The sequence below is a fragment of the Pseudonocardia sp. KRD291 genome, assembly GCF_019263595.1.
GTDB lineage: Bacteria > Actinomycetota > Actinomycetes > Mycobacteriales > Pseudonocardiaceae > Pseudonocardia.
Map to the genome: position 1 here is coordinate 1 of NZ_JADQDD010000074.1, position 22924 is coordinate 22924.

The window sequence follows — 22924 nt, forward strand, 5'->3', positions numbered from 1 at the left end:
GGCCGTACCGGGAGCCGGGGTCGTGTCCCGGCGCGCGGGCGTCGCGCTGCGGTCCTCGTCGGAGGGGCCCGGTGAGGGCCGTCTCGGCCGGGGCGGGGCCCCGGAGGTACCGGCCGGGGGACTCTCGCCGGTCCCGGCCGAGCGCCCGGTGCCCACCGACGGCGGAGCGCCGTCGGTGTGCGTGCTCACCTCTGGCTCCACGCCTGCTTCGTCGCCCGGACCAGCCGGTCCTTCAGCTCACGGGTGTGCCGGCGGCTGACCGGCAGCTCGGCGGTCTCGGCGCCGGACCCGATCCGCACGACGTAGCCCGACCCGGCCAGGCGCAGCTCGGTGACCAGCGGAAGGGCGACCAGGAAGGACCGGTGGATCCGCACGAACCCCGCGTCGCGCCAGCGCTCCTCGAGCACCGAGAGCGGGATCCGGACCAGGTGGCTGCCCTCGGTGGTGTGCAGGCGCGCGTAGTCGCCCTGGGCCTCCACGTAGCGCACGGCCGAGCGCGGGACCAGCTTGGTGGTGCCGGCCAGCTCGACCGGGATCACCTCGTCGTCGCCGCCCTCGTCGCGGATCGGCTCCACCGGGCCGGCCGCCCGGGAGTCGACGATCCGGTCCAGCGCGGCCGAGAGGCGTTCCGTGCGCAGTGGCTTGAGCAGGTAGTCCTTGGCGCCGATCTCGTAGGCGTCCACGGCCCGGTCGTCGTGCGCGGTCACGAACACGACGTCGGGCTTGACGGCCATCCCGGAGAGCACCCGGGCGAGCTCCAGGCCGTCCAGGCCGGGCATCCGGATGTCGAGGAACACGACGTCGACGTCGGTGTGCTCGGCGACGTGCGTGCCGGTCATCGGGTTCGCCGAGCCGCCGGACGACATGGCGCCGCCGGAGCTGCTGACGTGCTGGCGGCTGTTCAGGATGCGCAGGGCCTCGTTGGACTCCGAAGCGGTGAGCACGACGTCCACCCTCGGGTCCTCGCCCAGCAGGAAGGCCATCTCCTCGAGGGCGGGCTGCTCGTCGTCCACCGCGAGCACGACCAGTCCTCGAGTGGTGTCGTTGCTGTCCACGATCTCCTCATCCTGCGTCCGGCTCCTGCACCGGGAGCGACCTCGATGTCGATGATGATCGCCCCGGTACCGCGACCATGGTGACGCGCATTCGCGCGGAGTGCCAGGGCATGACCCTGATCAGTGATCGTTCGACCACGGAACGGGTACCCCTGCGGCACGGCCGTTCACAGCCCGAACCGGGCCCAGGCGGCCCTGACCTCCACGGCGGACAGTGCGTCGAGCACCCATCCGCCGGGGCCGGGCAGCGCGGCCGCGGGGGCCGCCATCCCCAGTCGTGCCAGCAGCGGCCTGCGGGCCTCCACCGGACGCTGCTCGGCGTCCGGGAACCGCCGCGAGAGCACCTCGCGCGGGGTGCCGAGCCCGTCGATCAGCCCCAGCTCCAGCGCGCGGACGCCGGTCCAGACCTCGCCGTCGAACAGCTCGGTTTCGGCAGCCAGCCTCTCCCCGCGACGCTCGCGCACCCAGGCGGTGAACTGCTCGTGCAGCTGGTCCTGCAGCCCCCGCAGCCAGGTGACGTCCTCGGGTTTCTCCGGCAGGAACGGGTCCAGCCGCGCCTTGGACCGTCCCGCGGTGTGCAACCGGCGCTCCACGCCCAGGCGTTCGATCAGGCCCTCCAGGCCGAAGCCCTGGCTGACCACCCCGATCGAGCCGACCAGCGAGGTGGGGTGGGCGTAGATCTCGTCCGCCGCGCAGGCCAGCCAGTAGCCGCCGGAGGCGGCCACGTCCTCGCAGAACGCCAGGACCGGCACCGAGCGCTCGGCGGCCAGCGACCGGATCCGGTCGGCCACGAGCGCCGACTGGGTGGCCGACCCGCCCGGGGAGTTCACCAGCAACGCCACCGCGGCGAGTCGTTCCGGGGCGAACGCGCGTTCCAGGACCTTGTCCGTCGAGGAGGAGTTGATCACAGCTCGCGGGACGGGTGACGGCTGCGCGCTGATCACGCCGTGCAGCCGCACCATCGAGACGACGTCGGAACCGGCGCTCTCACCCCACCGGCCCGGCAGCCGGGCGCTCAGCGCGTCCGGAATGCGCAGGACATCCATGCCACGCCACCGTACGCGGGCGCACACGGTGACGGAGGGCGACCGGATCGGCACAGTGCCGGACGTGACGGATCACTCGTCCGGCCCAGCGCGGGTACCGGATCAGGCCCGGATGCCCGCCCGGAACTTCGGCACCCGCAAGGTGATCTTCATCCCTGCGCCGAGGGCGGTGTCGACGACCAACCCGAAGTTGTCCCCGAACGCGGAACGCATCCGGTCGTCGACGTTGCCGAGCCCGACGTGCGCGCCGGACAGGTGCGCGTCGTCGAGGTCCTCGTTCAGGCGCGCCGGATCCATCCCGACCCCGTCGTCCTCGACGACGATCACGCACTCGGTGCCCGCGTTCTCGGCCCGGATCGTGATCGTGCCGCCGTTCGGCTTGCCGGACAGGCCGTGCCGCACCGCGTTCTCGACCAGCGGCTGCAACGCCAGGAACGGCAGCACGACGTTGAGCACCTCGCTGTCGATCTGCAGCTTGATGTTCAGGCGGTTGCCGAAGCGGGCCTTCTCCAGGCGGATGTAGCGCTCGATGTTGTTCAGCTCGTCGGACAGCGTCGTGTACTCGCCCGCGGAGCGGAACGAGTACCGGGTGAAGTCCGCGAACTCGATCAGCAGCTCGCGCGCGCGGGTCGGGTCGGTGCGGATGAACGACGCGATCGTGGTCAGCGCGTTGTAGACGAAGTGCGGCGAGATCTGGGCGCGCAGCGCGCGGACCTCCGCCCGGTTGAGCCGGTCCCGGGAGTCGTCGAGCTCGGCGAGCTCGAGCTGGCTGGACACGTAACGCGCGACCTCCGCGGTGGCGCGCAGGACCGGCGGACCGGCCGTCGTCCCGGTCAGGGCGGCGAGCGTGCCGATGATGTTGCCGTCGCTCTCCAGCGGCACCACCACGATGCCGCGCACGACGCAGCCGGGCCGGTTGCAACGGATCGCGGTGTGCGAGCGCAGCTCCTGACGCCCGGTGGAGATCACCTTGTCGGCCAGGGCCTGCACGTCGGGCTGGTGCTGGTCGGCCTCACCGTTCCAGGCCAGCACGGTGCTGCGGTTGTCGGTCATGGCCAGCGCCGTGGTCTCCAGCAGCTGGCGCAGGTAGGGCAGCGCCTGCGACGCCGAGTGCGACGAGAGCCCCTCGCGCAGCACCGGCGCGGCCAGCGCGACCGTGTGCAGCGTGGAGAACGTGGCGCGTTCCAGCGGGGAGACGACGTTGTTGCGCTTGGTGCGCCGCCACCAGATGCTGAAGCCGAGGATCCCGACCGCGGCCAGCGCGACCACGATGACCACCGCGGCCAGCGGGGAGAGCAGCACCGAACCCACCGACACCTACCTCACCAACCGGGACAGCCGCCGGTCGGCGAGCGGTTTCCCACCGGTCTGGCAGGTCGGACAGTACTGGAACGATCTTTCGGCGAACGACACCTCCCGCACGGTGTCCCCGCAGACCGGGCACGGCAGGCCGGTCCGCGCGTGCACCCGCAGGCCGGAGCGCTTCTCCGACTTCAGCGTCGCCGCACCCTGCCCGACCGAGCGTTCGACGGCGTCGGTCAACACCGAGTGGAGCGCCGCGGCGAGCGCGTCCACATCGGAGTCCTTGAGCCGCGACGCCGTGGCGTAGGGCGAGAGACGGGCGGTGTGCAGGATCTCGTCGGAGTAGGCGTTGCCGATCCCGGCCATGGTCGTCTGGTCCGAGAGCACGGTCTTGAGCCGCCGCGAGTCGCCGGCCAGCAGCTCGGCCAGGGAGTCCCGGCCCAGCTCGAGGGCGTCCGGCCCGAGCCGGGCCACGCCCGGCACCTGCTGCGGGTCGGACACGAGGTAGACGGCCAGGCGCTTCTGGGTGCCGGCCTCGGTCAGGTCGAACCCGGGCCCGCCGACGGCGTCCAGGTGTACCCGCAGCTGCAACGGCCCACGGCCGGGCTTGGGTGGGGTGAGCGACGCCGTGGAGTGCCAGCGCAGCCAGCCGGCGCGGGAGAGGTGGGTGAGCAGGTGCAGCGGTGCGTCCGGGCAGTCGGCGAACTCGACGGAGAGGAACTTCCCGTAGCGCGCGGCACCGGTGACCACCCGTCCGACCAGGTCCGAGACCGGCGGGTCGAACGTCTTGAGCACGCTCATCCCACCCAGGTCGACGCGCGCGACCGGGCGGTAGATCGCGTGCTCGCGCAGGTGGTGGGCCAGGGCCTCGACCTCGGGCAGCTCAGGCATCGCGGGCGCCCCTAGTTCACCGGCTGCAGCGGGCTGTCCGCGTGCCCGGGGGTGGCGCGGGTGCGCAGGCTGCGCAGCACCACGCGGGTCTCCTCGCGGGCGGCGGACCCGCCGCGCACCATGCCGGTCCAGTGCTCGGGCGGGAGCTCGTAGCTGCCCTGGGTCTTGGCCACGATCGTCCACGGGCGGCGCAGGTACCAGCGGGCCGGGAAGAACCCGACGCCGACCACCAGGACGATCCAGTAGAACCACGGGACGTAGACCCCGCTCGGTGTCCAGACCAGCACGAGCACCCAGAACAGCACGAGCGAGGCGATCACCAGGACGACGGCTCCGCGCCCGCCGTCGACGTCGTGCTCGAACTCGTCGCCCATCGCCGGTGTCGACCACTCGATGTTGCGCCGCACCTGCCACTCGCGGTTGTCCGCGGCGATGACCGTCTTCGTCCCCATCGGCTCCGCCCTCTAACCCGTACCCGGCACCGATCGTCCCACATCACGGCACCGATCCGGGTGATCGACGTGGAGGCCGACGGGGAAGCTAGGGAGCGGCGCAGGCCGGTTCGGCCGGGCGACGCTCGTCGGTGTCGGGGGCGAGCAGCTCGCTGCGGGTCAGCACGGCCGGGTCGGGGCCGTCGTTGCGCAGCTCGTTGGCCTCGCCGTCACCCAGGAAGAACGCCTGCTCCGCGCCGAACCGGGCGGGTTCGCACGCCTGTGCCCGCACCACCGACACGGTGCCCGACCGCACGACCGAGATCACCGTGCCCGGGTGGGTGATCCACCCGGTGGACTGCCCGGGCTGCAGGATCTCGGTGCGCACCAGGAACACCGCCCGGCCCGGGGTGCTGATCTGCACCGGATCGGTCACCGTGCCCCGCGCGTCGGATCCCGCCGTGGCCACCGATGCGCCGGGGATCTGTGCGGCGGGCCCGCCGGGCGGCACGCCCGGTTGCCCGCCGGATCCGTCCGGGCCGGGGGCCGCGGGCCCACCCGGTGTGCCGGGTGCGGCGCCGTCCGCGGGCGGCTCACCACCCTCGTGGCCCAGCTGACCGGGCTGCGCACAGCCGCCGGCCACGGTCAGCGCCAGCAGCGCAGCAGCGCCGCCCGTGATGGCCCGGGCACGGGCGCGTCCGATGCTCGTCACCGGTGATCACCTCCGCTCGCGGGGGAGGGTAGTGACACGCGGCGGGCACGTCCGGAGCGGGCCGCTCGTCGATCGCGGGCGGCCTGTCGTCAGGTCTGCGGCCGCGCCGTCACCACCGCAGGGGCAGCCGGGTGAACCCGTTGATGAAGTTCGACGTCAGCCGGCGCGGCTCGCCGTCGAGCTCGACGGCGGGCAGCCGGGTCAGGAACTCGCCGAAGAACACCCGCATCTGCAGCCTCGCGAAGTGCGCGCCCAGGCACAGGTGCGGGCCCTGGCCGAACGCCAGGTGCTCGTTCGGCGCGCGGCCGATGTCGAAGACGTCCGGGTCGGTGAAGCGGCGCTCGTCGCGGTGCGCGGAGCAGTGGTAGACGACGACCTTGTCCCCGGCCGCGATCGCCTGCCCGCCCAGCGTCAGGTCGCGCGTCGCGGTGCGCCGGAACGTCAGCACCGGAGGGCTCCAGCGCAGCATCTCCTCGATCGCCCCCGGGAGGAGATCCGGCAGCCGCGACGGGTCGGCGCGCAGCCGTGCGTAGGCCCGCGGGTGCTGCACCAGTGCCAGCACGCCGCCGGGCAGCGCGCTGCGCACGGTGTCGTTGCCGGCGATGACCAGCAGGAAGAAGAACATCTTCAGCTCGGCGTCGGTGAGGCTCTCACCGTCGACCTCCGCGTGCACCAGCGCCGTCATCACGTCGTCGGCGGGCTCGCGGCGCTTGCGGTCGGCGAGGGACTCGGCATAGCCGAACATGTCGGCCAGCGCCGCCGGCGAGCGCGGGTTGAGCGGGCGGCCGTGCTCGTCGGTCTGTGCCTCCGCGTGCTCCGGGTCCTGGTAGCCGATCACCCGGTTCGTCCAGCGCAGCAGCTCGGCCCGGTCCGCCTCCGGCACACCGAGGAGGTCGGACAGGTTCTGCAGCGGGAAGTCGTCGGTGACCTGCGAGGTCAGCTCGCACCCACCGGCGCCGGCGACGGCGTCGAGCAGCCGTCCGGCCCGCGCGGCCACGGCGTCGGCGAAGCCCTCCATCCGCCGGCGGGTGAAGGCGCCGGTGACGAGCGTGCGCAGCCGAACCTGTTCCGGCGGGTCCATGTTCAGGACCATCCGGCGGATGAACGGCAGGTCGTCGGGGTCCGGGTCGCGGATCTGGGTGGCACCCAGCGACGACGAGAAGTCGTGCGGGCTGCGCAGCACGTGGCGCACGTCGTCGTAACGGGTGACGGCCCAGAAGCCGGGCCCGGCCGGCCAGTCGCCGACCTCGTGCTCGTCCTGCCAGGACACCGGGGCCGTGTCGCGCAGCCGGCGCAGCGCGTCGTACGGGACCGCGCGGGCGAAGATCCGCGGGTCGAAGACGTCCTCCGCCGCAGGCGCCGTCATCCGGTCTCCTCCGGAAGGCTGCCGGGCCGGGAGTTCGCGACCTCGATCAACGTGTCCGCGTGGCAGGCCTGGTCCGGGTCGCACCAGCAGCACAGGTCGTGCCCGGCGAGCTCCGCACGCGCCCTCGCGACGAGATCGGGCCGGCCGAGCAGCCAGCGCCGGTGCTCGGCGATCGCCGGCCCGCGGCCCATCTCCCGGACGTCGAACGGGTTGCCCCAGGGCCCGGGTCGGGTCACCGGGACCGCGCCGTCGGGTTTGCGCCAGCCCTTCGTGCGACGCAGCCGGATGCGCTGCGGGCCACTCGCCCCGGCCGGGCGGGCGGAGTCGTCGTCGACCATGGCACGACCGTAGGGCGTGCCGAGCAGTACCGTCGGAAGTGGCGCCCGACCTGCGGCGGGGCCGCCCGCGACCCGGTCGTGTGACGTGCCGCGGATCACCCTGAATCGATTTGCGCGGTGCAACGCCGGGGAGCATGCTTGCGTCCGGCAACTACTTGCGTGATACACGCACTCCAACAGTTCCCACTTCCCAGAGGAGGCTCGGTGAGCATCGCCGAGACCGCCGGTGTGCCGGCCGCGACGACGGACGGCGTGACCCAGGACGACCTGGATCTCGCCGACACGGTCGTCCGCGAGCTGTTCATGCTGATCCGCCAGGTCAAGCGCTCCACCGAGCGACACCGCCCGGAGATGATCGTCGACATGGCCGGCTACCACGTGCTGGCCTACCTCAAGGTCGAGGGCCCGCAACGGGCCGGCGAGATGGCGACCGCGTTCCACGCCGACCCGTCCACGATCAGCCGTCAGGTGTCCGCGCTGGTCAAGTCCGGCCTCGTCGAGCGCCGCGCCGACCCCGGCGACGGGCGGGCCAGCCTGCTCGCCGCCACCGAGGAGGGCGTGCGGGTGATCGAGACCGAGCGCCGCCGCCGGGCCCGCGTGATCGCCTCCGTACTGGGCAGCTGGTCGTCGACCGACCGCGACGCCCTCACCGGGCTCCTCGCCCGGTTCCTCGACGACTACCAGGCATTCGAAAACCAGGGAGAGTCCTGATGTCCACCGCTGCTGCCCCGACAGCGGCCCCCACGCCGGCCCCCGGGGCCGACGGGGAGCTCAGTCACCGGCAGGTCCTCACGATCCTCGGCGGGCTCATGCTCGGCATGTTCCTCGCCGCGCTGGACCAGACGATCGTCTCCACCGCGATCCGCACGATCGCCGACGACCTGCAGGGCCTCAGCCTGCAGGCGTGGGCGACGACCGCGTTCCTGATCACCAGCACGATCACCACCCCGCTCTACGGCAAGCTCTCCGACATCTTCGGTCGCAAGCCGCTGTTCATGACCGCGATCACGATCTTCCTGGTCGGCTCCATCCTGTGCACGTTCGCGTGGTCGATGTACTCGCTGGCCGCGTTCCGCGCGGTCCAGGGACTCGGCGCGGGCGGCCTGATGTCGCTGGCACTGACGATCCTCGGTGACATCGTCGCGCCGCGTCAGCGCGCCCGGTACCAGGGCTACTTCCTGGCCGTGTTCGGCACGTCCAGCGTGATCGGGCCGGTCATCGGCGGCCTGCTCTCCGGCGTCGACACGATCGCCGGGATCGCCGGCTGGCGCTGGATCTTCCTGGTCAACGTGCCGATCGGCCTGATCGCGCTGTTCGTCGTGCTCAAGGTGCTCAACATCCCGCACGTCAAGCGGCCGGCGCGGATCGACTGGCCCGGCGCGATCGCACTGACCGTCGGCCTGGTGCCGCTGCTGATCGTCGCCGAGCAGGGCCGCGAGTGGGGCTGGGGCTCTGTCTCGGCGCTGGTCTGCTACGTGATCGGCGCGGTCGGCCTGGTGCTGTTCGTGGTCTCCGAGCGGGCCTACGGCGACGACGCGCTGCTGCCGCTGCGGCTGTTCCGCACCGGCATCTTCTCGATGGGCGCCGTCATCAACACCCTGATCGGTATGGCGATGTTCGGCGGGATCGCGCTGCTGCCGCAGTTCCTGCAGATCGTGCACGGGGCCAGCCCGATCAAGGCCGGCTTCATGATGCTCCCGCTGGTCGGCGGCATCATGGTCTCCTCGATCATCTCCGGTCAGCTGACGTCGCGGACCGGCCGGTACAAGATCTTCCCGGTGATCGGCACCGGGTTCATCACGATCGCGATGGTCCTGATGTGGCAGCTCGTCACGCCGGAGATCCCGATCTGGGAGCTCGACCTGATGATGGCCCTGCTGGGCCTGGGCCTGGGCCTGTGCATGCAGACCCTGGTGCTGGCCGTGCAGAACGCCGTCCCGGCCCGGGACATGGGCGTCGCGACGTCGTCGACCACGTTCTTCCGCCAGATGGGCGGCACCCTCGGCACCGCGATCTTCCTGTCGGTGGTGTTCTCCACCGCCGGGGACCGGATCACCGAGCAGATCCGCAACGCGTTCGGCACGCCGGCGTTCCGGTCGGCTCTGGCCGACCCGGCCGTGACCGGCAACCCGGACAACGCCCCGGTGCTCTCCGGCCTGCAGGGCGGCCAGGGTGGCTCGCTGGGCGCCAGTGTGCTCACCGACTCGTCGTTCCTGCAGCGGATCGACGCGCGGCTGGCCCAGCCGTTCCTGGCCGGGTTCACGGAGTCGATGACGCTGGCCTTCCTGATCGCCGCCTGCGTGATCTTCGTGGCGTTCGTGCTGGTGCTGTTCATCAAGGAGCTGCCGCTGCGCACGATGTCCGGCGCCCAGGCCGCGCTGGCCGAGGAGGCCGCGCGGAAGAGGGCCGAGGAGGGCGGCGACGCCACCGAGGAGCTCCCCGCCGAGCCGACCGACCGGGACCTGGTGACGGTGGGTGCGGCCGGTGCCGCGGCCGGCGGCGCCGGTGCGGTCGGGGCCGGGATGGCCGGCGCGGCCGCCGGGTCTGCGGCGACGTCCGGCCGTCCGGGACACGACGGGCAGCGGACCGTCGCCGAGCTCGCCCAGGAGCGCGGCGTGGCGGCCGGGGGCAACGGGTACCCCGCGAACGGCAACGGACGGGCGTACAGCCCGAACGGCAACGGCAACGGTGTGCCCGCGGCTGCGGCTGCGCCTGCGACCGCGACTGCGGTTGGGGCCGTACCGCCGGGCGACGCCGACGGGCCGTCGGTGACCGGGATCGTGCACCGGGCCGACGGGACCGGCCTGCCCGGTGCCGTCGTGACCGTCACGCACCTGTCCGGGCACCAGCAGGGCCGCACCACCACCGACGAGCACGGCAACTACCGGGTCGCGCTCCCGGCGGGCGGCAGCTACCTCGTCGTCGCCATGTCCGGGGCGCTGCCCCCGTCCGCGGCGACGGTCACCGTCCACAGCCGTCCGGTCCGGCACGACGCGATGCTGGCCGGCAGCAGCGGGGTGCGCGGAACGGTGCTCGACGCCGCCGGGAACGGTGTCGGCGGGGCGTCGGTCTCGCTGATCGACGCACGGGGCGACGTGCTCGCCACCGGCCGCTCCGAGGCCTCCGGCACGTTCGCCCTGACCGGGGTGCCGGAGGGCCGGTACACGCTCACCGGCGCCGGCGAGTCGTTCGACCCGGTCGCGGTCGGGGTGGACGTGCCCGGCGCCGGAACGGTCGAGTGCCTGCTGCGCCTGCCGCAGCGGGCCCGGCTCACCGGCCGGGTCAGCGCGGCCCCCGGCGGCGCCCCGGTGCCGCAGGCCCTGGCCACGCTGCTCGACGGCGACGGGACCGTGGTCGGGTCGACGGTCTCCGGGCCGGACGGCACGTTCACGTTCGACAACCTGCCTGCCGGCACCTACACGCTGGCCACCAGCGGGTACGCGCCGATCGCCACGGTCGTCGCGCTCGAGCCGGGCCGGGTGACGCACTCCGACGTGGAGTTCCCGCACCCGCTCGGCCACGGCGAGGCGGACCGCCCGGGTGACGCGCACGGCCACCACCGGCTCGACTCCGAGGTGCCCGGCGCCACGCGCTGACCCGCAGCACGGCACGACGGCCGCACGACGCGTTCACCCGCGTCGTGCGGCCGTCGTCGTGCGCGGGGTGGTGTGCGGGTGGTGCGGTGGGCTCAGAACAGCTCGAGCGTCGGCGGCAGCACGCCCTCGAGCGCGAGCAGCCACTCCTTGGTCGCGCGCCCGCCGCCGAACCCGCCCAACCCGGATCGTCCCGGGCCGGATCGACCCGGTCCGGATCGACCCGGCCCGGAGCCGCGCGACCCGGCCGAGGCCACCACCCGGTGGCACGGCACGACGACCGGGACCGGGTTCGACCCCATGATCGCCCCGACGCCGCGGGCCGCGGTGTAGCCGTGCCCGGCGTAGGCGCCGGAGAGGTCCGCGAGCTCGCCGTAGCCGAGGACCTTGCCGTACCCGACGTGGGCGTACAGCGCCTGCAGGACGGTGCGCTGGGTGCCCGCGGTCAGGCGCCAGTCGAGCGGGACCGTGAACTCCCGGCGCCGCCCGTCCAGGTACTCGGCGACCTGCTCGGCGGCGACGGCGACACCGTCCCCGTCCCGGACGACCTCGACGTCCAGGCGTTGCGCGGCGAGCGCGACCGACTCCGGATCGTCACCGAACGCCACCCGCACCAGTCCGGCGTCGGTGGCCGCGAGGGTGAGCGCACGCACCGGCGACGGCGCGTGCACCACGGTCCAGGAGAGGGTCACCCCGCCATCGTCCTCCTCCCGCCACCACGGCCCGTCCGCGCTCGCGGCCGCGCGCTCGCCGTCGGGACGCGCTCTGCACGACCTGAGGCGACCGCGGCCGCGCACGCGACGGAACGGTGAGCGCGCGGTCCAGCGCGGAACCTCGGCGACCCGCGCCGGTCGGCTGGGTGGGGTCAGTCCGCGCGGACGGCGGTACCGGTCGGGCAGCTGACGCCGGTGCCGCCGATGCCGCAGTAGCCGTCCGGCACCTTGGCCAGGTACTGCTGGTGGTAGTCCTCGGCATAGTAGAACTGGGTCAGCGGGGCGATCTCGGTGGCGATCTCGCCGCGGCCCGCCCCACGCAGCGCCTCGCCGTAGACCGTGGCGCTGACCTGCGCCTGCTCGCCCTGGCTCTCGTCCACCGTGTACACCGCGGAGCGGTACTGGGTGCCGACGTCGTTGCCCTGGCGCATCGCCTGGGTCGGGTCGTGGCCCTCCCAGAACACCACGAGCAGCTGCTCGTAGCTGATGACCGACGGGTCGAACACCACGAGGACGACCTCGGTGTGCCCGGTCATCCCGGTGCAGGTCTCCTCGTAGGTGGGGTTGTCGGTGTAGCCGCCCGCGTAGCCGACGGCGGTGGAGTACACCCCGGGCGTCCGCCAGAACAGTCGCTCCGCACCCCAGAAGCAGCCCATCCCGAACACGGCCGTGGCCATACCGGACGGGAACGGGGGCACCAGCCGGTTGCCGTTGACGGCGTGCGTCTCGGGGACCGGCATCGGCGCGGCCCGACCCGGGAGCGCATCCTCGGCCGCCACCATCTGCTTCTTGTCGCGACCAAAGCCGAACACCATGCGATCCACGGTACGCGTCCGGCGGTGCCCGCTCGACCCGTGGCGGCCGCTACCGGGCTTCAGAACGCGGTCGCCGCGCCGACCCCGCTGCGGGGGTCCACGGCCGCGCGCAGGGCCGGCCCACCACCACGGCCGACCGCGCACATCCGGCCCAGCGCCCACGGCCCCGCGTCGTCGACGACGTGCCCGCGCCTGCGCAGCTCGGTCAGCGTCGCCTCCCCCAGGCGGGACTCCACGACGAGCCCGTGCGGTTCCCAGCCCCGCGGCGCGAACGAGGCCGGGAACGCCGTCGAGTGCCAGGTCGGGGAGTCGATCGCGGCCTGCAGGTCCAGCCCGGCCCGGGTGTGGGCGAGCAGGAAGCACAGCTGCCACTGGTCCTGCTGGTCGCCGCCCGGGGTGCCGAACGCGATCCGCGGCTCGCCGTCGAGCAGGGCCAGCGACGGGCTCAGCGTGGTCCGCGGACGGCGGCCCGGGACGAGCGAGCTGGGCAGCCCCTCCTCCAGCCAGAACATCTGCGCCCGGGTGCCGAGGCAGAAGCCGAGCTCCGGGATCGTCGGCGAGGACTGCAGCCACCCGCCGGACGGCGTCACCGAGATCATGTTCCCGGCCGCGTCGACGACGTCGATGTGCACCGTGTCGCCGCGCGCCACACCGTGCCGGCTCACCGTCGGCTCGCCGCTGCCCGGACCCTCCGTACCGGTCCCGCGCCCGGCGCCCGGGGTGGCCGCGTAGTAGCCGATCCGCGGCTCGCGACCGCCCGGCGACCCGGGGCGCAGCGTACCGTCCGAGACCTCGCCGATCAGGGCCCGCCGCGCGTCGGTGTAGGCGTCGGAGAGCAGGTCGCTCATAGGTACCGGCATGCTGTCGCCGTACCACGCCTCGCGGTCGGCGAACGCCAGCTTGGCCGCCTCCGCCGCGGCGTGCACCGTCTCCGCGGACGCGACTCCGTGCTCGTCGAAACGCAGGTCCATGCCGTCGAGCAGGCGCAGCTGCTGGGCCAGCACCGGGCCCTGCGACCACGGGCCGCACTTGGCCACCGACCAGCCCCCGCCGGCCGGGGCGAGCAACGCGTCCTCGTAGGTCGCCGACCACCCGGCGAGGTCGTCGGCGACGAGCAGCCCGGCGTGGTCGCGCCCGGTCTCGTCACGCGCCGGGACCCGGCAGAACCGCTCGATCTCCTCGGCGACGAACCCGCGGTACCAGGCGTCGCGGGCGGCGTCGATCCGTGCCTCGCGGCTCGGCCCGCGGGCGGCCTCGAGCAGGCGCCGCCAGGTCGCGGCCAGCGCGGGCAGCCGGATCGTCTCGCCGGGCTCGGGGACGCTCCCGTCCGGCAGCCACTGCGCCGCCGACGACGGCCAGTGCGCGCGGAAGTGCTCGGCGACGGCGGCGATCGTCGCCGGGATCCGGGGCACCAGCGGGATCCCCGACGTGGCGTAGCCCAGGGCCGGGTCCAGCACGTCGGCCAGCTCCCAGGTGCCGTGGTCGCGCAGCAGCGTCAACCAGCCGTCCCAGGCGCCGGGGACGGTCGCGGCGAGCAGGCCGGTGCCGGGCACGATCTCGCAGCCCTCGCCGCGCAGCGCCGCGATCGTCGCGGCGGCCGGGGCCCCGGCCTGCGCGCAGAGCACTCGCGGGACCGGGTCGGACGCGGTGACGTACACCGCGGGCATGTCCCCGCCCGGGCCGCACAGGTGCGGCTCGGCGACCTGCAGCACGAAACCGCAGGCCACCGCGGCGTCGAACGCGTTGCCGCCGCGGGACAGCACGGACGCGGCCGCCGCCGTGCCGAGATGGTGGGTGCTGCTGACCGCCCCCGAGGAGCCCAGACGTTCGTATCCGCGCGGTGCCACTGCCCCATCCTCCTACACGGCCGTCCGCACGGCGTGGATCTACAGCTCGGTCACCAGCGGCACCTCGCGCACCCGGTCCGAGGACATCCACTCGCGCAGGGCGTGCGTCGCCGCGACGTCGTCGGCGTTGTAGTCCAGCAGCCGTTCCCGCTGCGTCGCGTCCGGCTCGCCGCCGTCCATCCCGACGGCGTCGCGGTACCAGCGCATCGAGTTCTCGCCGCCGGCCTCCGGGTCCCGCCAGGCGAACCCGGCCGCCGGCGCGATCTTCTTGAGCCCCTTGCCGTGGGTGCACAGGAACCAGCGCGACACCACGGCGAACAGGTCGACCCAGCCCGGGTCGTCGATGAAGGCCTGCACCTGCACCGTGGACGGCATGCCGGGGGCGCCGGCGAACCGGGCCGCCGAGCCCAGCATCCAGCGGTTCTCGGCCTGCTCGTTGTAGCAGTAGGCGGCGAACGTCCGTCCGCTCGCGCGCGTCGCGTCCCGCACGCCGGTCAGCCATGTCCAGAACTCGGCGAACGAGCGGCCCTCGTCGGAGGTGGGCAGCGGCTCCCAGGTCGCGAACGCGCGGTAGCCGGGTTCCGCGTCGCCCTCACGGCGACCGCCCGGGTGCGTCAGCAGCGCCCCCCACAGATAGGCCCCGGACTCGCCGAAGCTCTCCATGTCCACGTCCACCTCGACGTCCGCGCGCGGCACCGGCACCGACTCCGACCGGCGCACGACACTGCGTCCCTGACCGCGGGCACGAGCCAGCGCGACCAGGTCCGCGAACGGCGGGCCGGGCAGCGGCACCGGCAGCTCGGGGGGCACCGGGCCGGCCGGGTCCAGCTCGGCCAGCGCCGCAACCGTGCCGACGCCCGCCGTGCGCAGCAGCCGACCGGTCTCGCCGTGCGCCACGATGCTGACGTCGTCGGCCGCCTCGAGCTCCGCCTCGCAGGTGGGCCACCAGGGGCAGCGACGGCACTCGGTGATCCGGGACGGCTGCGCCAGTGCCGGACGCCCGGCCGCGGCCGCCTCGGCGACCGCACGCCGGTCGGCGAACCGCGCGTCGTACTCGGCCATCGTGCCCCGCCCGCCGGGCCAGTGACCGGCCGCGAGGTCGTGCCAGACGACGACGTCGGCATCCATCCCGATCACCCCGCCGACCGGCGGGCCGTGGCCGGACGGCGCCCAGCCCGCGGCCTCGAGCATCCGGGTCAGCTGGGCCAGCGCCAGCAGGTCCCGGGGCGAGGAGCGGACCTTGCGGTCCGGGTCGGTGCGGGCACGCTGCGGGAACGGGTCGGTGACCGCAGTCGTGCGCGCACCCTCGCCCGGGTCGGTGATCCGGCGCCGGACCACCAGCAGCGGGACGTAGCCGCCGCCGGGCAGCCGGACCAGCAGGTCCGCGCTGCCGCGCCGGCCGGCCCCGCGGTCGAGCGGCAGCACCGCGTCCCAGATCAGCGGGGCGCCCTCGGCGACCAGCTCGGCCGTGCGGGCGGCGCGGGCGCCCGCCGGGCCGGGCACCTCGACCGGATGCCACGACCCGCCCGCGGCCTCGGCCAGCGCGGCGCCGATCCGCTCCCGGTGCTCGGACGCGTCGGCCCGGCGTTGTTCGAGGGCGGGGTCGGGCAGCGCCCGGACCGCCCCGGCCGCCGACGGGTCGTGGTCCAGATGGACCCGGCGCCGGCATCGGGTCAGGGCGCCGGCGTCCAGCAGTACGCCGGCGCGGCCGGCGCCGTCCCCGGACGCCGGCGCGGCCTGGTCCCCGATCATGGTGCTCACAGCTCACGAGGGTAGAGACCGACCCCGACAGTGTGCGTGCTCGGTGCGGCGCCTGCGCCCGCGGTGGCGGGGGCCCTAAGCTGCGGCGATCATCGTGACAACTCCGATTGCGGAAGGACAGCACATGGGACTGCTGCGCAGGAAGCCGAGCGCGGGTGAACGTGCCGCCGAGGCGACCCGGGAGGCGGCGGTCACCGCTTCCGGACACGTTCAGGACGCCATCGGCGCCGCATCCGTGCGGGTGCGTGAGGCCGCCGACACGACCCGGGAGCGCGCCGACACGGCCGCCGGGAAGCTGAGCAGGAAGGCGGACAAGGCCCGCGCCCGGGCCGAGGCCGCCGGCAAGCGCGCGGACAAGGCCACCCGCAGGGCGGGCAAGCGGGCCGAGGTCGCGAGCAAGCGGGCCCGCAAGGCCGCGGGCAACACGGCCACGCAGCTAGGGGGAACGGTGGACAAGGCGAGCCTCAAGGCCGACCGCAAGATCGCGAAGATGCAGACCAAGGCTGAGACCGGCGCGCGCAAGGCCGAGGCCAAGGCACAGAACAACGCGACGAAGGCCCAGCTCAAGAGCGAGCAGAACCAGTTCAAGCAGGCCGAGCGCGAGCGTCAGGCCCGGGAGTGGAACGCGGCCAAGGCCAAGCGCTACATCGCCGTCGGCAGGATCGTCGCGCCGCTGCTGGCGCCGTACGCGATGGCCGCGGCGGGGACGCTGCGCCACCGCTGGGACGACCACCGCTCGCGCCGTCTCGGGGTGTCCCCGGACGAACTCGGCGGCTACAGCGGGCGCGGCGGGCAACTGCACGCCCGGCTCTCCCGGATCGCCCGCTCGTTCGACGAGCTGGAGGCCGACGGCACGACCGGGCGCGACACCGGCGCCAAGCGGTTCGTCGAGACCAACCGCCCCCGGCTGCACGACTTCGCCGCCGCGGTCCGCGCCGCCGAGCAGATGCCGGCGCACCGTCGCAAGACCGCCTACCGGGCCGTGTCGAACGACCTGGACCGGATCGAGGTCGAGCTGCTCTCGTTCCTGGGCGTGCGCGCCTGACCGGTCGGTGGGCCCGCTCCGGGGGACGGCTCCCCCGGAGCGACCGCGCCGTCCGGGCTCAGGCGTCCCCGGAGCGGTAGGCCTCCAGCAGGCGCAGCCACACCTCGCTGATCGTCGGGAACACCGGCACCGCGTGCCACAGGCGCGCGAGCGGCACCTCGGCGACCACGGCGATCGTCGCCGCGTGCACCATCTCGGCGACGTCCTGGCCGACGAAGGTCAGCCCGATGACGATCTCCCGCTCGGTGTCGACGACCATCACCGCGCGTCCGGAGTAGTCGTCGGCCTGCAGCGACGAGCCCGCGACCGCGATGTCGATCTCCACCGCGCGCGCCGGGATGCCCTGCGCACGCGCCTGCTCCGCGGTCAGCCCGACGGCCGCGACCTGCGGGTCGGTGAACACGACCTGCGGCACCGACCGGTGGTCGGCGGTGGCCGCGTGCTCACCCCACGGCCCGGTCGCCGGCGTGGCCCCGCCCGCGCGGGCGACGATCGCGTTCGCCGCGATCCGCGCCTGGTACTTGCCCTGATGGGTGAGCGGGGCCCGGCCGTTGACGTCGCCGACGGCGTAGAGCCACTCCCCCGGCACGCCGGTGACCAGGCCGGAGTCGTCCACCGCGAGCGCGTCCGGGTCGACCCCGACGGTGTCCAGCCCGGCGTCGCGGCCGGCCGGGCGGCGGCCGGTGGCGACCAGCAGCTCGTCCACCTCGACCGTGTCCGCCCCCGCGGTCAGCACGATCGCCCCGCCGGAGGCCGCCACCTCGTCGAGCCCCTGGTTCAGACGTACGTCCACCCCGGCCGCGCGCAGCCCGTCGGCGACCCGGTCGCCGGCCACCGGCTCGGTCGAGGGCAGCAGCCGCCCACCCCGGTTGAACAGCGTGACCTCGGACCCGAGACGGGCGAAGGCCAGTGCCATCTCGCAGCCGACGACACCTCCGCCGAGCACGCCCAGCCGCGCCGGGACGGACCTGGCCGACGTCGCCTCGCGTGAGCCCCAGGTGCGGACGTGGTCGAGCCCGGGCACCGGCGGCGACACGGGGACGCTGCCGGTCGCGAGCACGACCGCCCGGCGCGCGTGCACCGTGCTCGTCGTCCCGTCCGGCGTGGTCACCTCGACCGCGCGCTCGCCGGCGACCCGCCCGTGCCCGCGCAGCAGCGTGATCCCGGCGCCGGAGACCCAGGAGACCTGCCCGTCGTCGGACCAGTCCGAGGTGAACGACGTCCGGCGGGCGAGGACGGCGTCGACGTCGTAGTCCGCGGTCACGCCGCCCAGGCGCCGGGCGTCGACGACGGCCTGCGGGGTGCGCAGCAGCGACTTCGACGGGATGCACGCCCAGTACGAGCACTCCCCGCCGACCAGCTCCGACTCCACGATCGCGGCGCTGAGCCCGCCCTGGTTCGCGTAGTCCGCCGCGTTCTCCCCGACCGGCCCGCCGCCGATCACCACGACGTCGAAGGTCTGCTCGTTGTCGGTCATGGGCCCGCTTTCCCGATCACGGGCCGTTCCACGCCTGATCGGCCCCGAGAGTGCAGATCCTCGTCCGGTCGGGAGCCCGGCTGCGGCCGGGGTGCTACTTCTGCTGCGCCGCGACCGCCTCGGTGACCGGCTGGTCGCCGCCGCGCAGCTCGAGCGTGGTGCCGGCGGTCCCCGGCGCCTCCAGCAGCGCGGCCAGCACGGCGGCGGTGTCGTCCCGGGTGACGTCGTCACGGTCCACCGGAGGCGGCGCGAGCAGCACCTTGCCGGTGCCCGGGTCGTCGGTCAGCCTGCCGGGGCGCAGAATCGTCGCGTCCAGGTTCGGATCGGCGCGGATCGCGTCCTCGGCCGCCTTCTTGGCCGCGATGTAGGCCGCCCACACCTCGCCGCGCTCCGGATCCGGGTCGGCGTCCACGCCGGTCGAGGAGACCAGCAGGTAGCGGCGCACGCCGGCCTTCGCCGCGGCGTCGGCGAGCAACGTCGCCCCGGCCCGATCCACGGTGTCCTTGCGCTGCGCACCGCTGTCCGGCCCGGCACCCGCGGCGAACACCACGGCGTCCGCCCCGTCCAGGTGCTCCGCGAGCTCCGCGATCGAGATCGTCTCCAGGTCGGCGACGACCGTCCGGGCTCCGGTCGCCGTCACCTCGTCGACGTGCTCCGGATTGCGCACCAGCGACACCACCGTGTGTCCCTGTCCGGCCAGCTGCGTCGCCAGCCGCAGAGCGATCTTCCCGTGTCCGCCTGCGATCACCACGTCCATGCCGGCCACGCTAATCGGACGCGGGTGCCCCCGCCCGTTCCGCCGCCTGTTCCGCTGCTTACTCCACCGCCTGTTCCGGAGCCCGGTTCGGGCGCAGCGTCCAGACGACCGTCATCCGCGTCGTCTCCCGGCCCGAGCCGTCGGTGATCGCGACCTCGACCGCGAACTCCGGCCGGGTACCGCCCTCGAGCTCGGCCAGCACCTCTCCGGCCGGGCGGGTCAGGATCGCCTCGGCGCGCAGGTCGCCCCTGGCGAGCTTGACGTACCCGATCTCCGACCGGACGACCAGCGGCGTGGCCACCGCACCGGCGGAGGCGAACGCGGCCAGCCCGACCGCCCCGGACGCCGTCTCGCCCAGCCCGAAGATCACCGCGGCGTGCGGGCCGCCGACGTGGTTGTGCTGGTCGGAGCGGTCCGGCAGAACCGCCACCGCCCGTTCCGTGGTGATCTCCCCGAACTCGATGCCTGCGGTGGAGACCCACGGCACCGCCGTCCGCATCGCTTCGGCCACCCAGCTCGCGTCATCCGCCATGCCGCGATGTTACTTGCCGGTAGGTCGACGTCGAAACCGATACCGGCCGCTCAGGAGGGTCCGGTTCGTCTGTTTTCGCATGTAGCGAGAATCGACCCCCTTGTACGTGATGTGCCGTGGGATTGAGATCAGTGTGACCGCGGGCACGTCCGGCGGTCCCGAACGTCGTCCACCGCTCCCACCTCATGCGCATCGCTGCGCATCCGACGCCAGGAGGTACGCACGTGAAGGCCGTGCGGGTACACGGGTACCAAGAGGACCCCAAGCTCGACGACATCCCCGAGCCCACGCTGCAGGGCCCCCTCGACGTCATCATCAAGGTCGGCGGCGCCGGCGTGTGCCGCACCGACCTGCACATCATCAACGGCGACTGGGCCGACATCCAGAACCCGGACCTGCCCTACGTGATCGGCCACGAGAACGCGGGCTGGGTGCACTCGGTCGGCGAGGCCGTCACCAACGTGGCCGTCGGCGACACCGTGATCCTGCACCCGCAGCCGTCCTGCGGGCTGTGCCTGTACTGCCGCGCCGGGCGCGACATGCAGTGCACCGGCGACGCGTTCTTCCCCGGCCTGTCGAACAACGACGGCGGTATGGCCGAGTACCTGCGCACCACGGCCCGAGCCTGCGTGAAGCTCGACCCGAACACCAACCCGGCCGACGTGGCCGCGCTCGCCGACGCCGGCATCACCGCCTACCACGCGGTGCGCAAGGCGGTCCCCCACCTCTACCCGGGCACCACCGCCGTGGTGCAGGGCGCGGGCGGTCTGGGCCACATCGGCATCCAGGCCCTCGCGGCGCTGACCGCCACGAAGATCATCGTGGTGGACAAGAACCCGGCCGCCCTCGAGCTCGCCAAGCAGATCGGCGCGGACGAGACGGTCGTGGCCGACGGCAACCACGTCGCGGCCGTGCAGGAGCTCACCGGCGGCGGCGCCACGGTCGTGTTCGACTTCGTCGCCGAGCAGGGCGCCGAGCTCGACGCGTGGCAGATGACCGCGCCCGCCGGCTACCAGTTCATGCTCGGCTACGGCGGCGAGTTCAAGGCCCCCACGCTGGACTTCGTCGCGGGCGAGAAGAACGTCATCGGCAACATCGTCGGCACCTACAACGACCTCGCGGAGCTGATGGTCCTGGCCCAGGCCGGGAAGGTCACGCTGCACACGAAGCAGTACCCGCTGGACTCGGCTCTGGACGCCCTGCACGACCTGGACGCGGGCAAGGTCCGCGGCCGGGCGATCCTCGTTCCCTGACCATCCGGACGAACGTCCGTACGACTCCTACCCACCACCGAACAGCGCACCGCCGCTGACGCAGGAGGAACCCCACATGTACGAGAAGGATGGCGAGAAGTACTTCATCGTCGACTCCCACAGCCACTTCTGGGACGCGTCCAAGGAGAACTGGGTCAAGGGCGCCGAGCAGTACGCCAAGGGCTGGATCGACTGCTTCTACGGCTACCACCAGCTGGGCCCGCCGGAGACCCACTGGGACTGGGAGAAGTTCCTCAAGGTCACGCCGGAGGACTTCGAGCGCGACATGTTCGTCGAGGGCCACGTCGACTACGCGGTCTTCCAGTCGACCTACCTGCGCGAGTGGTACGCCGAGGGCTTCAACACCGTCGCGCAGAACGCGCAGACGCTGGAGAAGTGGGGCGAGAAGCTGATCGTCAACGGGCGCTTCGACCCGCGCGACGGGCAGAAGGGCCTCGACGAGTTCGACGCCGACATGGCCAAGTACCACCACAAGGGCATCAAGCTCTACACCGCGGAGTGGAACGGCGACTCGCGCGGCTTCAAGCTGACCGACCCGGAGTGCTACCGGTTCCTGCAGCACGCGCAGGACGCGGGCGTCAAGAACGTGCACGTCCACAAGGGTCCGACGATCTGGCCGCTGGACAAGGACGCGTTCGACGTCGCCGACGTCGACCACGCGGCCACCGACTTCCAGGACCTCAACTTCATCGTCGAGCACGTGGGCCTGCCGCGCATCGAGGACTTCTGCTTCATGGCGGTGCAGGAGCCCAACGTCTACGCCGGCCTCTCGGTCGTCGTCGGCGGCCTCATGCACGCCCGCCCGAAGTTCTTCGCCAAGGTCATGGGCGAGCTGCTGTTCTGGGTCGGCGAGGACAAGATGCTCTTCGGCGGTGACTACAACATCTGGACGCCGAAGTGGCAGGTCGAGGGCCTGGTCGACTGGCAGATGCCGGACGAGGACCAGTTCTCCGACTACCCGCGCCTGACCACGGCGTCGAAGAAGAAGATCCTGGGGCTCAACGCCGCGCGCCTCTACGACATCCCGGTGCCGGCCGAGCTGCAGCTGCAGGACGAGGCGGTGGCGCAGGCATGAGCGCCGGGCCTGCTTTCGACACCGTCGAGCGGCAGGCCGTGTGGACCGCACTGGGGACGGTGCTCGACCCGGAGTTGGACGAGCCCATCACGGACCTCGACTTCGTCGAGTCGTGCACCGTCTCGCCCGACGGGGTGGTCTCCGTCGGGCTGCGGTTGCCCACGTTCTTCTGCGCGCCGAACTTCTCGTTCCTGATGGTCGCCGACGCCTACGACGCGGTGTCGGCGGTCCCCGGGGTGACCCGGGCCGAGATCGCACTGGCCGACCACCACGCCTCCGCCGAGATCAACGGCGGGGTCGCGGCGCAGGCCGGCTTCGTGGGGTCGTTCGAGAACTCCTACCAGGGCGAGGCCACGGCCGAGCTCGACGAGCTGCGGCACACGTTCATCTCGAAGTCCGCGATGGCCGGTCAGGACCGGGTCGCCCGGCCGCTGGTCGACATCGGGGTCGGCCCGGACGAGCTCGCCGTGATGACACTCGGCGACGTCGTCGGGACCGTCGCGGACACCGTGGAGCTCACGCGGCTCCGCGAACGCCGGGAGCGGGTCGGCCTCCCGGCCGGCGACGACGCCCCGCTGCTCCTGCACGCCGACGGGAGCAGGGTCACGACCGAGCAGGTGCCGCTGCACCTGCGCCGGGCGCGCCTGCAGCGGGTCGGGATCGAGACGAACGGCGAGTACTGCAAGTCCCTGCTGGCGTTGCGCTACGCACCGGAGGCCGCGGCGCGCTAGACGTCACCGACCCCGTGGCCCCACGGCACGCTCCCCCGATCCTGCGGGGGACGTGCGGTGGGGCCACGGTCGCGTCCCCTCCTGGAGGAGAACCATGACCCCCGGCATGCAGGTCCTGATGAAGCAGATGGAGGAGCTGCGGGACCGGTTCTGCGCGGACCTG

At 73.3% G+C, this 22924-nt stretch carries 21 protein-coding genes and 1 pseudogene; 6 read left to right on the plus strand and 16 right to left on the minus strand.

Annotated elements, in window-relative coordinates; genetic code table 11:
* The 9 genes and pseudogenes from I4I78_RS12870 to I4I78_RS12910 form a co-directional block, all read right to left on the minus strand.
* Positions 1-189 (minus strand): annotated as a pseudogene (locus I4I78_RS12870) (hypothetical protein); the annotation flags it as partial.
* Positions 186-1055: a LytTR family DNA-binding domain-containing protein gene (locus I4I78_RS12875; protein WP_218611528.1), complete on the minus strand. Its 870-nt coding sequence runs from the start codon at positions 1053-1055 to the stop codon at positions 186-188. The pseudogene I4I78_RS12870 and the gene I4I78_RS12875, both read right to left, overlap by 4 nt.
* Before the next feature lie 167 nt (positions 1056-1222).
* A complete protein-coding gene (locus I4I78_RS12880) occupies positions 1223-2092 on the minus strand; it encodes a S49 family peptidase (RefSeq protein WP_226379608.1) in 870 nt (289 codons plus the stop codon).
* Positions 2093-2203: 111 nt separating this feature from the next.
* Entirely contained in the window at positions 2204-3418 is a 1215-nt protein-coding gene (locus I4I78_RS12885) for a histidine kinase (protein WP_308252068.1), read from the minus strand.
* Positions 3419-4294: an Fpg/Nei family DNA glycosylase gene (locus I4I78_RS12890; protein ID WP_218611530.1), complete on the minus strand. Its 876-nt coding sequence runs from the start codon at positions 4292-4294 to the stop codon at positions 3419-3421.
* Positions 4295-4305: 11 nt separating this feature from the next.
* Positions 4306-4746, minus strand: coding sequence for a hypothetical protein (locus tag I4I78_RS12895; protein WP_218611531.1), 441 nt, complete (start codon positions 4744-4746; stop codon positions 4306-4308).
* Positions 4747-4834: 88 nt separating this feature from the next.
* Positions 4835-5437 (minus strand): hypothetical protein, encoded by a 603-nt coding sequence (locus I4I78_RS12900; protein ID WP_218611532.1) that lies wholly within the window; start codon positions 5435-5437, stop codon positions 4835-4837.
* Positions 5438-5546: 109 nt separating this feature from the next.
* The gene (locus I4I78_RS12905) at positions 5547-6803 is read right to left on the minus strand and encodes a cytochrome P450 (protein WP_218611533.1); all 1257 of its coding nucleotides are present in this window, start codon (positions 6801-6803) and stop codon (positions 5547-5549) included.
* Complete coding sequence (locus tag I4I78_RS12910) at positions 6800-7141, minus strand: DUF4326 domain-containing protein (RefSeq protein ID WP_218611534.1); 342 nt, start codon at positions 7139-7141, stop codon at positions 6800-6802. Before I4I78_RS12910 ends, I4I78_RS12905 begins: the two co-directional genes overlap by 4 nt.
* A gap of 204 nt (positions 7142-7345) precedes the next feature.
* Here I4I78_RS12910 and I4I78_RS12915 point away from each other — a divergent pair, with 204 nt between their 5' ends.
* Together I4I78_RS12915 and I4I78_RS12920 are read left to right on the plus strand one after the other, a co-directional pair.
* Entirely contained in the window at positions 7346-7852 is a 507-nt protein-coding gene (locus I4I78_RS12915) for a MarR family transcriptional regulator (RefSeq protein ID WP_308252069.1), read from the plus strand.
* The gene (locus I4I78_RS12920; RefSeq protein WP_218611535.1) at positions 7852-10737 is read left to right on the plus strand and encodes an MFS transporter; all 2886 of its coding nucleotides are present in this window, start codon (positions 7852-7854) and stop codon (positions 10735-10737) included. Before I4I78_RS12915 ends, I4I78_RS12920 begins: the two co-directional genes overlap by 1 nt.
* A gap of 92 nt (positions 10738-10829) precedes the next feature.
* Here I4I78_RS12920 and I4I78_RS33830 read toward each other — a convergent pair whose 3' ends face one another.
* From I4I78_RS33830 to I4I78_RS12940, 4 genes are all read right to left on the minus strand, one after another.
* Positions 10830-11426 (minus strand): methylated-DNA--[protein]-cysteine S-methyltransferase, encoded by a 597-nt coding sequence (locus I4I78_RS33830; RefSeq protein WP_218611536.1) that lies wholly within the window; start codon positions 11424-11426, stop codon positions 10830-10832.
* Between the two features lie 173 nt (positions 11427-11599).
* A complete protein-coding gene (gene msrA, locus I4I78_RS12930; protein WP_218611537.1) occupies positions 11600-12262 on the minus strand; it encodes a peptide-methionine (S)-S-oxide reductase MsrA in 663 nt (220 codons plus the stop codon).
* A gap of 59 nt (positions 12263-12321) precedes the next feature.
* Positions 12322-14109, minus strand: coding sequence for a gamma-glutamyltransferase family protein (locus tag I4I78_RS12935; protein WP_218611538.1), 1788 nt, complete (start codon positions 14107-14109; stop codon positions 12322-12324).
* Between the two features lie 39 nt (positions 14110-14148).
* Positions 14149-15861 (minus strand): TM0106 family RecB-like putative nuclease, encoded by a 1713-nt coding sequence (locus I4I78_RS12940; protein WP_218611548.1) that lies wholly within the window; start codon positions 15859-15861, stop codon positions 14149-14151.
* Positions 15862-15994: 133 nt separating this feature from the next.
* On the opposite strand from I4I78_RS12940, the gene I4I78_RS12945 reads away from it, so the two are divergent.
* The gene (locus tag I4I78_RS12945) at positions 15995-16915 is read left to right on the plus strand and encodes a DUF6474 family protein (protein WP_218611539.1); all 921 of its coding nucleotides are present in this window, start codon (positions 15995-15997) and stop codon (positions 16913-16915) included.
* A gap of 58 nt (positions 16916-16973) precedes the next feature.
* Here the strand turns inward: I4I78_RS12945 and I4I78_RS12950 are convergent, their stop codons facing one another.
* The 3 genes from I4I78_RS12950 to I4I78_RS12960 all read right to left on the minus strand — a co-directional run bounded on the left by I4I78_RS12950 (position 16974) and on the right by I4I78_RS12960 (position 19681).
* On the minus strand, positions 16974-18392 hold the full coding sequence (locus tag I4I78_RS12950; RefSeq protein WP_218611540.1) for an NAD(P)/FAD-dependent oxidoreductase: 1419 nt from the start codon (positions 18390-18392) through the stop codon (positions 16974-16976).
* 94 nt (positions 18393-18486) lie between these two features.
* Positions 18487-19149 carry an NAD(P)H-binding protein gene (locus tag I4I78_RS12955; protein WP_218611541.1) on the minus strand — a complete coding sequence of 221 codons (663 nt, stop codon included), beginning with the start codon at positions 19147-19149 and terminating at the stop codon, positions 18487-18489.
* A 58-nt stretch (positions 19150-19207) separates the two neighbouring features.
* On the minus strand, positions 19208-19681 hold the full coding sequence (locus I4I78_RS12960; RefSeq protein WP_218611542.1) for a DUF4442 domain-containing protein: 474 nt from the start codon (positions 19679-19681) through the stop codon (positions 19208-19210).
* A 224-nt stretch (positions 19682-19905) separates the two neighbouring features.
* Between I4I78_RS12960 and I4I78_RS12965 the strand changes: the two genes are divergently transcribed.
* The 3 genes from I4I78_RS12965 (at position 19906) to I4I78_RS12975 (ending at position 22761) form a co-directional block, all read left to right on the plus strand.
* Complete coding sequence (locus I4I78_RS12965) at positions 19906-20934, plus strand: NAD(P)-dependent alcohol dehydrogenase (protein ID WP_218611543.1); 1029 nt, start codon at positions 19906-19908, stop codon at positions 20932-20934.
* A gap of 76 nt (positions 20935-21010) precedes the next feature.
* Positions 21011-22030, plus strand: coding sequence for an amidohydrolase family protein (locus I4I78_RS12970; RefSeq protein ID WP_218611544.1), 1020 nt, complete (start codon positions 21011-21013; stop codon positions 22028-22030).
* The gene (locus tag I4I78_RS12975) at positions 22027-22761 is read left to right on the plus strand and encodes an iron-sulfur cluster assembly protein (RefSeq protein WP_218611545.1); all 735 of its coding nucleotides are present in this window, start codon (positions 22027-22029) and stop codon (positions 22759-22761) included. Before I4I78_RS12970 ends, I4I78_RS12975 begins: the two co-directional genes overlap by 4 nt.
* Positions 22762-22924: the final 163 nt, after the last annotated feature.

Coding starts and splice junctions, on each gene's coding strand:
- I4I78_RS12890 (WP_218611530.1), bottom strand. CDS start 4,294: ATGCCTGAGCTGCCCGAGGTCGAGGCCCTGGCCCACCACCTGCGCGAG.
- I4I78_RS12895 (WP_218611531.1), bottom strand. CDS start 4,746: ATGGGGACGAAGACGGTCATCGCCGCGGACAACCGCGAGTGGCAGGTG.
- I4I78_RS12905 (WP_218611533.1), bottom strand. CDS start 6,803: ATGACGGCGCCTGCGGCGGAGGACGTCTTCGACCCGCGGATCTTCGCC.
- I4I78_RS12910 (WP_218611534.1), bottom strand. CDS start 7,141: ATGGTCGACGACGACTCCGCCCGCCCGGCCGGGGCGAGTGGCCCGCAG.
- I4I78_RS12920 (WP_218611535.1), top strand. CDS start 7,852: ATGTCCACCGCTGCTGCCCCGACAGCGGCCCCCACGCCGGCCCCCGGG.
- msrA (WP_218611537.1), bottom strand. CDS start 12,262: ATGGTGTTCGGCTTTGGTCGCGACAAGAAGCAGATGGTGGCGGCCGAG.
- I4I78_RS12940 (WP_218611548.1), bottom strand. CDS start 15,861: ATGATCGGGGACCAGGCCGCGCCGGCGTCCGGGGACGGCGCCGGCCGC.
- I4I78_RS12945 (WP_218611539.1), top strand. CDS start 15,995: ATGGGACTGCTGCGCAGGAAGCCGAGCGCGGGTGAACGTGCCGCCGAG.
- I4I78_RS12950 (WP_218611540.1), bottom strand. CDS start 18,392: ATGACCGACAACGAGCAGACCTTCGACGTCGTGGTGATCGGCGGCGGG.
- I4I78_RS12955 (WP_218611541.1), bottom strand. CDS start 19,149: ATGGACGTGGTGATCGCAGGCGGACACGGGAAGATCGCTCTGCGGCTG.
- I4I78_RS12960 (WP_218611542.1), bottom strand. CDS start 19,681: ATGGCGGATGACGCGAGCTGGGTGGCCGAAGCGATGCGGACGGCGGTG.
- I4I78_RS12970 (WP_218611544.1), top strand. CDS start 21,011: ATGTACGAGAAGGATGGCGAGAAGTACTTCATCGTCGACTCCCACAGC.
- I4I78_RS12975 (WP_218611545.1), top strand. CDS start 22,027: ATGAGCGCCGGGCCTGCTTTCGACACCGTCGAGCGGCAGGCCGTGTGG.